The 13,355-nt window shown below is 51.6% G+C and carries 11 protein-coding genes; 4 read left to right on the top strand and 7 right to left on the bottom strand.

Features of this window, described 5'->3' with window-relative positions:
* Positions 1–34: 34 nt before the first annotated feature.
* From epsC to BN54_RS06245, 3 genes are all read right to left on the bottom strand, one after another.
* Complete coding sequence (gene epsC / locus BN54_RS06255; RefSeq protein ID WP_019206317.1) at positions 35–580, bottom strand: serine O-acetyltransferase EpsC; 546 nt, start codon at positions 578–580, stop codon at positions 35–37.
* 13 nt (positions 581–593) lie between these two features.
* Positions 594–1,508 carry a PLP-dependent cysteine synthase family protein gene (locus tag BN54_RS06250; protein WP_019206316.1) on the bottom strand — a complete coding sequence of 305 codons (915 nt, stop codon included), beginning with the start codon at positions 1,506–1,508 and terminating at the stop codon, positions 594–596.
* A gap of 261 nt (positions 1,509–1,769) precedes the next feature.
* The gene (locus BN54_RS06245) at positions 1,770–2,237 is read right to left on the bottom strand and encodes a universal stress protein (RefSeq protein WP_019206315.1); all 468 of its coding nucleotides are present in this window, start codon (positions 2,235–2,237) and stop codon (positions 1,770–1,772) included.
* Between the two features lie 193 nt (positions 2,238–2,430).
* On the opposite strand from BN54_RS06245, the gene BN54_RS06240 reads away from it, so the two are divergent.
* Complete coding sequence (locus tag BN54_RS06240) at positions 2,431–2,916, top strand: Lrp/AsnC family transcriptional regulator (protein ID WP_019206314.1); 486 nt, start codon at positions 2,431–2,433, stop codon at positions 2,914–2,916.
* A 53-nt stretch (positions 2,917–2,969) separates the two neighbouring features.
* On the opposite strand, the gene BN54_RS06235 is transcribed toward BN54_RS06240, so the two are convergent.
* From BN54_RS06235 to BN54_RS06220, 4 genes are all read right to left on the bottom strand, one after another.
* Positions 2,970–4,286 carry an MATE family efflux transporter gene (locus BN54_RS06235; protein WP_019206313.1) on the bottom strand — a complete coding sequence of 439 codons (1,317 nt, stop codon included), beginning with the start codon at positions 4,284–4,286 and terminating at the stop codon, positions 2,970–2,972.
* Positions 4,287–4,736, bottom strand: coding sequence for a GNAT family N-acetyltransferase (locus tag BN54_RS06230; RefSeq protein ID WP_019206312.1), 450 nt, complete (start codon positions 4,734–4,736; stop codon positions 4,287–4,289). It abuts the gene before it with no gap.
* 166 nt (positions 4,737–4,902) lie between these two features.
* Positions 4,903–6,720, bottom strand: coding sequence for an oligoendopeptidase F (gene pepF / locus BN54_RS06225; RefSeq protein ID WP_019206311.1), 1,818 nt, complete (start codon positions 6,718–6,720; stop codon positions 4,903–4,905).
* Positions 6,721–6,723: 3 nt separating this feature from the next.
* Entirely contained in the window at positions 6,724–8,007 is a 1,284-nt protein-coding gene (locus BN54_RS06220) for a dicarboxylate/amino acid:cation symporter (protein WP_019206310.1), read from the bottom strand.
* 214 nt (positions 8,008–8,221) lie between these two features.
* Between BN54_RS06220 and BN54_RS06215 the strand changes: the two genes are divergently transcribed.
* The 3 genes from BN54_RS06215 to BN54_RS06205 all read left to right on the top strand — a co-directional run bounded on the left by BN54_RS06215 (position 8,222) and on the right by BN54_RS06205 (position 13,339).
* A complete protein-coding gene (locus BN54_RS06215; protein ID WP_019206309.1) occupies positions 8,222–8,905 on the top strand; it encodes a DUF6198 family protein in 684 nt (227 codons plus the stop codon).
* A 202-nt stretch (positions 8,906–9,107) separates the two neighbouring features.
* A complete protein-coding gene (locus tag BN54_RS06210; protein WP_019206308.1) occupies positions 9,108–11,042 on the top strand; it encodes a sugar MFS transporter in 1,935 nt (644 codons plus the stop codon).
* 77 nt (positions 11,043–11,119) lie between these two features.
* The gene (locus tag BN54_RS06205; RefSeq protein WP_019206307.1) at positions 11,120–13,339 is read left to right on the top strand and encodes an alpha-galactosidase; all 2,220 of its coding nucleotides are present in this window, start codon (positions 11,120–11,122) and stop codon (positions 13,337–13,339) included.
* Positions 13,340–13,355: the final 16 nt, after the last annotated feature.

The raw sequence follows: 13,355 nt of genomic DNA, 5'->3' as shown, positions 1-13,355 counted from the left end.
ACCGCTCGCCGCTTTTTTTGTTGCTTAAATTACGCTAAGCTTCCTGCTTGTCTCCTACAATCTGCAGTTTAGCTTTCACCGGGACCAAGCGGCCGGGGTTCCCGACCACGGTCCGGTGGGCCGGTACATCATGCAAGACAATCGTCCCCGCCCCTACTTTGGCGCCTTCCCCAATCTTAACGGGGCCCAGCACTTGGGCGTGCGCCCCTAAAAAGACGTGACTGGCCACTTGCGGATGGCGCGGTCCCGGGGTCGGCTGGGCTTTGCTGCTGCCTAAGGTTACACCATGCAAAATCGTGACGTAATCCCCCACAACCGCCGTTTCCCCAATCACCACGCCGTGACCATGATCAATAAAGACGTGGTGGCCAATCGTCGCCGCCGGGTGGATTTCCACCTGGGTAAAAAAGCGGCCCAAACTAGCTACCAGCGCGGCCAGCAGGTGGGCGTGATGTTGGTACAACCAGTGACTGAGCCGATACCACCCTAAGGCGTGAAACCCCGGGTAGGTTAGCAGTACTTCCCAGACGCTTTTGGCGGCGGGATCAAGCTTTTGAATATACTTTGCCGCTTGCCACATTGGTCCTCCCCCCCTAATCGTAAATTCCCTCACTGAGGTAGCGGTCGCTGCCGTCCGGAAAAATCGTGACGATCGTTGCATGGGCCGGCAATTGTTCGGCAACCGCTAAACTGGCTGCCAAAGCGGCACCACTGGAGCTGCCAATTAACAACCCAAGCTCGCGTGCTGCGCGCTTAACTTCGCTAAAGGCCGCGTCATCACTGATGGTTTGAACTTGATCTACGCGGACCTGGTCAAAGAACGGTGGCCGTTGTTCCACCCCAATCCCTTCCGTGCGGTGGGGATGAGCGGGGCCCCCGTTTAAAATCGAACCCGCCGGTTCCACCGCCACGGTATAGACATCAGGCTGGGCCGCTTGTAAGGCTTGCGCCGTGCCAGCAAAGGTTCCGCCCGTGCCTGCGCCGGCGACAAAAGCCGTGATTGGTTCCGCCCCTAAAGCCGCCAGAATTTCTGGTCCTAACGTGCGCTGGTAAGCTGCTGGGTTCAGTGGGTTGTTAAATTGGTTGGGCACATATGAGCCCGGGACTTGGGCCGCTAGTTCGTAAGCTTTTTTCGTCGCCCCGGTCATCCCCAATGCACTGGGGGTATTAATAATTTCAGCCCCCAAAGCCCGCATCAGCGTTTGCTTTTCCTGGCTGAATTTAGCGGGCACCACTAGTTTCAACGGCAAATGATACCGCTGGGCCGCCAGAGCCAAGCCAATCCCCGTATTCCCCGCCGTCGGCTCAATAATCGTGGTCTGACCAGGCAGAATGTCTCCCGCAGCAATGCCGCCTTCAATGATCATTTGCCCTAGCCGATCCTTCACGCTCCCCCCAGGATTTAAAAATTCTAATTTCGCTAAAATCCGACTCTGATTGGGGGTCGGGAGCGCTAATTCCAACAACGGGGTCTGCCCAATTAATTCGTGCACGTGGTGGTAAATCATGGTGGTTCTTCCTTTCTTGGACTTAGACACAAAAAGACGCCAATTCCCTGCTTAGAATTGGCGTCTTATCCAATTGACCTGTCTTAATGGGGTGGTCAGCGATTGCTGTCTTTAATCATCAACCATGCCAAAAAAGTGGGTCGCTCGCATAAGACGCGATCCACAACAACACAAGCTCGCCTTGAGTTGCTTAATTGGCATCAGTGATCCTCCCAGTAATTAATTAAAAGTAAGCATACGCGCAAACGGGAAGCGTGTCAACTATTCTTCCGGCCGCGCTTGCAAGTCCGTCCGTACTACCAAGACATCAATCGCCGCGTTGCGCTTAACAAAGGACGTGACTGAGCCCACCATTGCCCGTTGTAAGCGTGACATCCCGCTGGCCCCCATCATGATCAAGTCATTACTGTGATCACGCGGGAAATCAAAGGAAATTACCGTCTTCGGGTTCCCTAACCGGATGTGAATGTCCAAGTTTTCAAACCCGTCTTGCTTCGCTTGTTCCAATAAACTTTGTAAGTATTCCTTCGCCTTGTCCACTAATTGGTAAGCAATGCTGCCGTCGGACATGCCGGCAAAGTTGTATGACATCGCCCGGGTATCGATTACGTTCAATAAGTCAATGTGAGCGCCGTTCCGGTTGGCAACTGCAATCGCTTTGCGCAGCGCCATTTCTGCTTGAGCTGACCCATCAACGGGCACGAGGATGTTTTCGTATTCTTGATCCATAATTTTCACTCCATTCACTCAACTCTTGTTTTTATTGTACCATATTTATCCCTAGCTTAACTGAACAAAAAGTGGTGAAAATGTTTTCCATCTTCGGTTGTCGTTGACTTTCCCCCATAAAATGTTCTACAATCGTCCTAGTTTAATTTCATGAACACCGGTTGTCTTTTTGACGTCAAAAGGAGTTTTTGCAATGGATCAAATCGACCGCAAGATCATTAACATGCTTGAGCAAAATGCCCGGGCTTCGCTCAAAGAGTTGTCTGCCGCCTGTTATATCTCATCCCCGGCCATTGCCGCCCGGATTGCCAAATTAGAAAAAGCCGGCATCATTACCGGCTATCACGCCAGCGTAAACTTTGAAAAGCTCGATTACCACGTCAAAGCCTTCATCCAAATTCAACTGGAACCCCGGCAAAAGGGAGAGTTTTACCCCTTTGTCAAAACGGTTCCGAACATCATTGAGTGTAATTGCGTAACTGGCGATTACTCTGAGTTAATGGAAGTTGTCTTTGAATCCACCGCCGCCCTGGACAATTTTATCAATGATCTGCAAAGTCGGTTTGGCAAGACCAGTACCCAAATCGTCTTTTCAACCAGTGTTGATCACCGCGGCATCACCTTCCAAAACGTCGACGATTTGTCCGCCGATGACTTAAAAGACGACGCTCATCACTAAATCCCAAAGCGGGCCAAGCACAGAAATTAGCTTGGCCCGCTTTTACTTACCGCTCACGCTGTCAAGCGGCGCAATTCGTTTCTCACCATCCCGGCGCCAATCAAAGTGATGAGCAGCTCATTGACCGGCATCGCCGCAAAAACCCCGTTCACGCCGCCGAGCCAAGCCAGCAAAACGATCAGGGGCAATAAAATTACATACCCCCGTAAAAAAGACAGCGTAAATGATACTTGCCCGCGGTTGACAGCCGTTAGAAAGATAATCATCAAAATGTTGGCCGCCGCAAAGACGGCACTGGTAAAGTAAATTGGCAACCCCGTCAGCGCATAGTGCAGTAATTGGGGTTGGTGTTCGGTGTTGAACAGCGCCACAATCGGGGCTTTAAAAACAATTAAACCGAGCGTTAAGAGCGCCGCTAACGTGACCGTCAGCTTCAAGCCATGCCAAAACGCCGTAACAGCATTTTGCGGCGCGTGCTTGCCAAATTCGCGGCTGGCAATCGGTTGCACCCCTAGCGCAACCCCATTGGCGGCCGCGAGGGTGATAATCGCCACATTGGCCACCACCCCGTACGCCGCGACCGCGTAGTTTCCCGCCAGCAGCAACAGCATCCAATTAAAAACATAAATGCTGACCCCACTGCTCATTTCATTCATAAAGGGCGCCAGCCCCAACCGCGCCGCCGCTTTCAGGGTCGCCAACTGCGGTTTGACCCAGCGCCAGGTTAATTGGCGGTGTTTGAAGCGGGCATGGCGGCTTAAGACCAACAGGCTGCATAGTGGTGAAAAAATCACCGCCAAGGCCGCCCCCTCCATTTGTAAGCCCAACTTAAAGATAAAGAACCAATCAATCAGCACCACGCACACGGTTTCCGTCAAGGTTGCCATCATCGTTAGACTTGGGTTGCCATCATTGCGAACAAAGTTGATCGTAATGTAATTGCACATGTATAAGGGCGCACTGAAGGCCATAATCCCCACGTAGGTTCGCCCTAAGCCCAGGGTTTGGCTATCCGCCCCCAGCAGGTGCAATAGGGGATCTAAAAACAGCCAAATCAAGCCAATTTCAACCACCCCCAGGCCAAAGGCAAAAATCATCAACTGACTATACGTTGTTTGGACCCGGGCCGGCTCCTTTACCTTATGCAAAGAAAAATAAGTGGCGCCCCCGACACCGAGCAACAGCCCCGTAGCGTTAAAAATATTGTACAGGGGCAGGGCTAAGTTCAAGACCGTCAACCCCAGTGAACCCGCCGCAATTGCAATAAACAAGGTATCAATGAGGACATAAGTTGATAGCCCCACGTTCGCCAAAATATTGCGGATAACGTAGTGATTAATTTCTCGTTTGATTGCCAAAGCTCCGGTCATTTAATCGCCGCCTTCCGTTGCCAGGATCATTTTAAGGTGAGGAATGCCATCTAGCAAAAAGACCTCTGAGACCGCTTTAAACCCAAAGGATTCGTAGAAGTGCCGCAAATAGTTTTGCGCTTCGATCTCAATTAATTTCCCGGGAAATAACCGGTGCGCCCAGTCAATCGTAGCCGCTACCAATTGGCGGCCATACGCGTGCCCCCGGTAGGCTTGGGGCACCAACACCCGGCCAAACGCTGCCCCCGTCGCGGTGGCCATTAACCGGGTATAGCCCACCAAATGGCCGGCGTCATCAAATAAACGCAAGTGATACGCCGTGCCATCCTGCTCGTCAATTTCTTGGTAGGGACAATTTTGTTCAACCACAAAGACTTTGACTCGTTCCCTGGCAATTTGATAAAATTCTGCACTCGTTAATTCTGCTAAGCGTTGAACTTTGACTTCCATTTTTTGTCGCCTCCTGGTTCTTGTTAAAAAGGCACCCCCGATCTCCCGCATGTCAAACTGACAGGCCCTAGTGGAAGGTCGTTGGTGCCTTGGTGGTTGACTCCCCGGGGGTAAGCCAACCGGCGTAATTAACTTGTCTTTATCCTACTGAAAACGCTGTCTGGTGTCAATCTTTTGCCGCTATTTGCGCCAATAACGCTTCAATTTGATCTAAGCGGTGCGCAAAGACCTGGAGGGCCTCGGTCAAGTATTGCCCGTTGGTAATATCAATGCCAGCGGCCGCTAAAACTTTCGCCGGGGTATCCGAACCACCGGCCGCTAAAAAGGCTAAGTAGCGTTCCTTGGCGCCAGGCTGGCCCGCTAAGACCTGCGCTGCCAAGCTGGTCGAAATTGCCCATGACGTCGCGTATTGGTAAACGTAGTAGTTCATATAGAAGTGTGGTACGTAGGCCCAACTTTGGGTCAAAGTTCCCGCTAATTCCACCGCTGGGCCATAATACTTCTTTAACAACTGTTCATTGAGCGCATCTAAAGCATCCGCCGTTAGGGTCTCGCCCGCTTGTTGTTGCTGGTAAGCTTGGTGTTCAAATTCCGCGAACTGCGTTTGCCGGTAGATCGTTCCAATAAAACCGTCAATGGATTGTTCCAAGACGTACAATTGGACTTGCGGGTCGTCACGATACTTTTTCAGCAACCAATCCGTTAAAAGGTGTTCATTAAACGTTGAGGCCACCTCCGCCAAGAAAATCGGCGCATCCGCATATTCGGACGGTTGGTGGTGCTGACTGAACCACGAGTGCATGGCGTGACCAGACTCGTGAGCTAACACAAAGGTCGAATAGAGCTTATCGGTCCAATTCAATAAAATGAACGGGTTCGCCCGGTAAGCACTGATCTGATAGCCCCCGGAACGCTTCCCCTTATTCTCAGCCACGTCAACCCACCGCTGGCTAAATTCCTGCTTCAGCCCCGCGACGTACTCATCCCCGAGGACACTCATTGCTTGCAACACCATCGCTTGTCCTTCTTGATAGGTGGTTTTCAGTTGGTCACCACCCGCCAAAGGAGTTGGAATATCGTATTGGTAAAACGGGTCTAATCCCAAGATCCGCTTCTTTAAGGCATACCACCGGTGCGCTAAAGCCAAGTGCGCATTCACCGTCTGCACTAACGTATCATACACGGCTTCGTCAATTTGATTGCGCCCCAAAGCCGCCGCCCGGGCCGAAGGGTAGTGGCGCAACTCGGCCAGCGCATTTTGACTGTCCACAAAGTTGTTAAAGGTCGCCGCAAAGGTGTGTCGCAAGGCGTGGTAGGGCTTTTGGTAGGCCAAGGCCGCGGCTTTGCGGACTGTCCGATCGGTCGATTCGGTAAACTGACTCCGGTTTCCGTGGGTCAGTTGTACCAACTGCCCCGCCTCATCGCGAATCTGACCAAAATCCAGGTCCGCGTCATTAAGCGTATTGTAGACTTCGTTGGCTCCATCCAACGCCCGGTTCAACCGCGACAAGAGCCGCTCCTGCTCACCGGCTAAAACGTGGTCCTTTTGCTTGCGCAACGCGGCCAATTGGAAAGCAAATTCCGCCAAGCCGGGCTCAGCGGCTTGCCAAGCGGCCACTTGTTCATCACTGAGTGCAATGATTTCTGGGTCAATAAAGGCCAGGGCCGTTTCAATTTGGGTCGCAGCCTGGGCGGCTTGACCAAATAGCGCCGTGGCCGTGGCATCCGTCGTATCACTATCGCGCCGCAAGAAGGCATAGACATATTCTTGTTCCAACTCTTCATCAATTGTTTTGACGGCTTGTAAAACCTGCAAGAGCTTGGCCGCACTGGTCAATTGCCCCTTCATGGCCGCCAAGGCCTGGGCCCGTTTTTGCGTTGTCTGCAAAGCGCGCTGCATTGCTTCATCACTAGTAAACAGACGGGTTAAATCCCAGGTCAATTCCGTTGGCACTTCGCTGCGTAATGGTAATTTTTCTGTCATGATCTATCCTTTCGCTTCGTGGTAGTGCGCCAAGTAGTGCTCATATTGTTCGCGGTCCAGGGCATGTTCCGATTCACCAATTACCAAGGTGGCAATCGAGTTCCCAACCACGTTGACCGCCGTCCGACCCATGTCAACGAAACGGTCAATGCCGGCAATAAAGGTCAACCCGGCCACCGGCACCCCGATGGTTGAGACGCTGGCTAATAAGACGACAAAGGACGCCCCGGGCACCCCGGCCATCCCCTTTGACGTCACCATCAAAACCAGTAATAAGGTAAACTGGTGCGCCCATGATAAGTGGAGGCCATAAGCTTGGGCTAAGAACAACGCCGCCAGGGATTGATAAATCGCCGACCCATCCAGGTTAAAGGTATAGCCGGTGGGAATCACAAATGAAGTAATCCCCTGGTCGACCCCCATCTTTTGGGTCTTGTCAATCAAGCGGGGCAAGGTTACTTCCGAGCTGGCGGTCGAAAAGGCCAAAATGATTTCATCGGCCACGACCTTCATGGTCTTCCAGTAATGCAAGTGGAAAATTTTGGCCACGATCCCCAAAATGACAACACAGAAAATAATCATCGTCAGGTAGGCGATTAAAATAAAGTACCCTAACGGCAAGAGGGCGCTGACCCCCATTTGGGCAATCGTCATCCCAATCAGTCCAAAGACCCCAATCGGGGCGTATTTCATCACCCAGCTGGTGACCTTAAACATGACTTCTGCCACTGTGTTCAACACATCAATGACGGGCTTGGCTTGCTCGCCAATCGCGGCCAGTCCCAGCCCAAAGAAGACGCTGAAAAAGATCACTGGCATCATATCGCCATCGGCAATCGACTTGAAGATATTAGTTGGAATAATTGCTAATAAAATGTCCCAAAAGCCGGTATGCGAAGCCGTTTTCGCACTGGCCATGTAAGAGGCAATGCTGGTCGATTGCAGTTTGTGAATATCAATAAAGCTACCCGGGTGCGCCAAGTTCCCCACGATCAACCCTAAAATAATCGCAATCGTCGTTAAGACTTCAAAGTAGATCAAGGTCTTACCCCCGATCCGCCCTAACTTTTTAATATCACCAATGTTGGCAATCCCCACCGTTAAACATGAGATCACAATTGGCATGACGATCATTTGAATCATCCGCAAGAAGATCGTCCCTAAACTTTGTAAGACGGTGATCGCAGTGTGGTTCTGATAAAAAATCATCCCCACCACAATCCCCGCCAGTAAACCGATAAAAATCTGCCACCCTAACGACAGGCGGCTGAACCGGTAGTGTTTCATGATCATTCCTCCATCTCATCCATTTATATCTACTTTACCACAATTCACCAACCGTTTGATAAAAGCTTAAAATCAGCTGTGAAAAGATCGCTGCTTTCTCTCACAGTTTTCTAATTTTTACGCACTGATTTCTAGCGGTCTTTTTCCGCCAACCACTTTAATCTGTGGTAGAGTAGACAATGTTAAATTTTATGTTAAGGAAGGTGCGATCCCCATGCAAGCACAACGCCCGGCGGCCGGATGGGCCAACAGCTTCAACGGCCGCTTGGCCTTTTTGGCCCTTTCAATCTTAATCAACAGTTTCTTCAATGCTTTAACGGTCTCTACCCATTTGGGGAGTGCCATTTGGACTGCTTCGGCTGTTAGCTTGAGCGGGTGGCTTCACGTTTCCCTCGGGAATATCCTCTTTTTAGAAGGGGTGATCGTCGCCTTTGTCAATTTATCGTTATTAGGCCGCTTTGACTACTTTCGCTTAGTGCGCAACCTCCTGTTTATTACTCCCTTTTCCTATTTGCTGGCCTTCTTTGAGCGGATCTTTGTTGCCCTGGGCGTTCCGACCTTACCGTTGGGATGGCGGATCGCTTTTGATGTCATTGGTTTGTTTGGGGTAGCGTGTGCCGTTTCGCTTTACCAACGCGCTAATTTAATCATGCACCCCAATGATGACATGCCGTATATTTTGCGCTTCCGCTTTTTACACGGTTCGCCGGTAACTTCCCAGTGGCTCAGTAATGTGCCCCCGCTCGCCTTAGTCCTACTGGTCTTCGCCTTTACCCACCAGCTCTTTTCCTTCGGCTGGGGCACTTTGTACAATATCTTGACTCAGGGGGCCATTATCGGTTGGGCTGACAAACACTTTTTGCCGATTTTGCACCACCACCTCGACATTAAAAATTAGTTTCCAGTCAACCGGCCGCGCTTTAGCGTGAGCCGGTTTTTTACTAGGGTTGCTGGGCTAGCTCACCGTCCCTTCAGTGGACCGGACCAAAAAAATGAGTAAAAATTTTAGTAAAAACCATTGACCAATCTTATGTAAGCGCTTAAGATACTTAAATGTAAACGGTATTTGCGTATTTTGTTTTTTGAGGAGGTACGGATTAATGAGTGATGGCAGCTCAGGCAAGACGATGAGTTCCCGGATCGCGTATTCATTCGGTGCGTTTGGGCACGATATGTTCTACGGGATGCTCTCGACTTACTTTATGATGTTCGTTACTGGACACCTGTTCAGTAGCAATGCCGGGGGTGAAGCGACCCGCATGGTTTACTTCATCTCCATGACGATTATGATCTTACGGATTGTGGAATTGGCAATCGACCCGTTCATTGGGAACGTGATCGATAACACCAACACCAAGTGGGGCCACTTTAAGCCTTGGGTTGTTGGTGGTGGGGTTGTTTCCGCCGTCGCAATTGCGGTTCTGTTTACAGACATGGGGGGCTTGACTTACAAGAACCCATGGCTGTACTTGATTGTCTTTGCAATTCTTTATATTTTGATGGATATCTTCTATTCCTTTAACGACATTGCGTTCTGGGGAATGATTCCAGCCATTTCATTTGACTCCGCTGAACGGGAAAAGACGGCTACCTTCGCCCGGGTTGGTTCCACTTTAGGGGGCCAATTAGTTGGGGTGATCGTGATGCCGATCGTTCTCTTCTTCTCCCTCCAATCCAACGGGGGCTCCGGGGACAGCCGCGGTTGGTTCGCCTTTGCTGCGATCATCGCAACGATTGCGGCCGTAACTTCCATCGGGGTGGGGATCTTCACTCACGAAAAGGACAACGAACTGCGGAAGAACACGGAAAAGACGACCTTCGGGAAGGTGATTGGGGTCTTGATCCACAACGACCAACTGATGGCGATTTCCTTAACTTACGTCCTGTACACGACCGGGATTCAAATTATGAATTCCTTCCAACTGTACTACTTCACCTACATTCTGGGGAAGGCCAGCACCTACACCCTATACGCCTTAATCAACGGGCTGATCGGGGTCGTGACGGTTTCGCTCTTCCCAAGTCTGGCAAAGAAGTTTAGCCGGCGCAAGGTCTTCTTCTACTCCATTTTGGTAATGCTGATTGGGCTGTTGCTCTTCGCCTTTGCCGGCAAGTCCTTACCAATGGTCATCGCCGGTGGGGTCATCTTCATGTTGCCACAACCACTGATCTTCTTGGTTGTTTTGATGATTATTACCGACTCGGTTGAATACGGTCAATTAAAGATCGGTCACCGGGACGAAGGGGTCATCCTGTCTGTCCGGCCGCTGCTCGATAAGTTCGGGGGCGCCGTCGCCGGTGGGGTAGTCGGTGCGACTGCCGCCGCTGCTGGCATGATTTCTGGTCACACCTTTGCAGACATTACTACCCACGGGGTGGTTGTCTTCAAGTCCACGATGTTCTTGGTACCAGCTGCCTTAATGATCCTCGGGGTCTTGGTCTTTGCCCGCAAGGTTAAGCTGGACGAAAAGATGCACGCGGAAATCGTGGAAGAATTGGAAAAGACTTGGCACAAGCACTTGGAAGGCGAAAGCGAAGCAGCCGCGATTGCCGAAACCGACGTGACAACGGTGGCCTTCCAAGCCCCTGTTGATGGTCAAGTGGCCCCATTAAGCTCCGTTTCTGCCCCGGCCTTTGCCAGCGGTGAAATGGGCCAAGGGATTGCCATTAAGCCAGCCGACGGCCAAATCTTCGCCCCATTTGATGGGGAAGTAGTCGCTGACTTCCCAACGACGCGCCACGCGATCGGGTTACGCAGCGAAAACGGGGTACCGGTCCTGATTCACGTTGGGGTCGACACGATCCAAATGCGGGGTACTGGCTTTATCAGTTACGTTGAAAAGGGCCAACACGTCAAGGCCGGCGACAAGCTGATTGAATTCTGGGCACCTGCAATTACCCAAGCTGGGCATGATGACACGGTCATGATTGCCTTTACCAAGTCGGCTGATACCCCAGCTTACGACTTGCAATTTACCAAGGAAAGCGGCGACGTTAAGCACGGCGAAACCCTGGGAGAAATCAAAAGCAAATAATTAAGTTGACGCACGTTTGATGACAAGACGGATCCGAATAACTACTCGGGTCCGTTTTTTCGAAAGGATGGTTAACCATGAGTATTCACGTCAATGAAGCGACGAACCTGTTCCATTTGCAAACCGCCCATACCAGTTATATTTTTCGGGTTTTGGAAAACGGTGAGCTGGGGCAAATTTACTATGGCGACCGGATCCCGGTCAAAGCCGCCTACCCTAACCTGACCCGGATGGAAGAACACGACTGTACCAACACCTTAAGCGAAGAGCAAACCGATTTCCAATTGGAAATGATCAAGCAAGAATACGCCAGCTTTGGTAAGGGGGATTACCGGACCCCGGCTTACCAAATTACCGGGCCCAATGGTTCCCGCATCACGGAATTCGCCTACGCCGGCTATGAACTGAGTGAGGGCAAGGAGCGCTTAGGCGACCTGCCCGCCAGTTTCGACGATGACCATCACGACAGTCAAACGCTGACCGTCAAGTTGGTTGACCACCTTTTACACCTCGAATTGGCCCTGCACTACACCGTCTTTGAACAAGAAGACGTCCTGGTCCGCAGCGCCACCTTCACTAACCACGGCGCCCCGGTCTTCATTAACCGGGCGATGAGTGCCCAACTTGATTTACCGGACGCCGATTATGACTTCCTGCAATTCTCGGGCACTTGGAGTCGCGAACGGCACCTCTACCGCAATCACCTGCGGCCCGGCTCCCAAAGTATTGAATCCGCCCGCGGTCACTCCAGCCACCAGGAAAACCCCTTCTTTATCCTGGCCCGGCCGCACACTGATAACAACCACGGGGCGGCCTTTGGCTTTAACTTCATTTATTCTGGCAACTTCAAGGATGAAATTGAAGTCGACCAATTTGACACTACCCGGGTGCTCGTTGGGATCAACCCCCTGGAATTCGGCTGGCACTTAAAAACGGACGCGACGTTCCAAACTCCGGAAGCCGTGCTGACCTACACGTCAGACGGGCTGAACGCCCTCAGTCAACAACTGGGGCGCTTCTATAACCACCACCTCTTAAACCCGCGCTTCGTAAAGCAAGAACGGCCGATCCTGATTAACAACTGGGAAGCTACCTTCATGGACTTTACTGAAGATAAACTGATGCCAATTGTCAAGCGGGCCAAGGAACTGGGGATTGAAATGTTTGTCCTTGACGATGGTTGGTTTGGCCACCGCGATGATGACCACACCAGCTTAGGCGATTGGTTTACTGACGAAAAGAAATTTAACCACGGCATCGGCGGTTTTGCCCAACGCGTACACAATCTGGGCTTGAAGTTTGGGTTGTGGTTTGAACCCGAAATGATTTCCTTAGACAGTCAATTGCACATCGACCACCCGGATTGGATGATTGCCACGCCAAACCGTACGGCGACCCCGGCCCGCCACCAATTTGTCCTCGATATGAGCCGACCAGAAGTCGTCGATTACCTGGTCGCCAAGATCAGTGCCGTGATTGAAGCCACCCAATTGGATTACATCAAGTGGGACATGAACCGCAGCATCACCGAAATGTACGGTGCCGCCCTGCCCGCCGACCAACAGCTGGAATTTGCCCACCGTTACATCCTCGGTGTCTACCAACTCTACGCCCGGTTGACGACGGCTTACCCGAACGTCCTCTTCGAATCCTGTGCTTCGGGTGGTGGGCGCTTCGACCTCGGAATGATGTACTATGCACCCCAAGCTTGGGCCAGTGATGACACCGACGCCATCGAACGGATCAAGATCCAAGATGGGACTTCCTATGGTTACACCCAAAACATGTGGGGCGCGCACGTCTCAGCCGTCCCAAATGATCAAGTCGCCCGGGTAACTTCCATTGATACCCGCGCCAAGGTAGCTTACTTTGGTGACTTTGGTTATGAGCTGGATATCACCAAGCTCAGTGCGGCCGAGCAAGCGACGATCAAGGATCAGGTCGCCTTTTACAAGCAGCACCGGGCCCTCTTCCAATTTGGGACTTTCTACCGCTTGGAAACGCCGGATACCAGCGCGAACGTTTATGGTTGGGAAGTCGTGAACGACGACCAAACCGAAGCGATTGGGGCCCGCTTCCAAATCCTCAACGAAGCCAACCCTGGCTACATTCGCTACTACTTCAAGGGCTTGGCACCAGAAAAGACCTACCAAGTCAATGACGATCCGGAAACTTACTCCGGGGCCGAGTTAATGAACGCCGGTTACTTTGTGGCCCGGGTCATGGACCGGACCCAACCCGAAAAGGATCCGGCCGACTTCTACGCCCACCTCTTCGTGGTCAAAGCCATTGATTAGGGCGTTAATCTAACAA

The sequence above is a fragment of the Limosilactobacillus ingluviei str. Autruche 4 genome (genome assembly GCF_000312405.1).
GTDB classification, from domain to species: Bacteria; Bacillota; Bacilli; order Lactobacillales; family Lactobacillaceae; genus Limosilactobacillus; species Limosilactobacillus ingluviei.
Note: the sequence above shows the minus strand (reverse complement) of the source record. Positions and strands in the feature narration are given on the sequence as shown.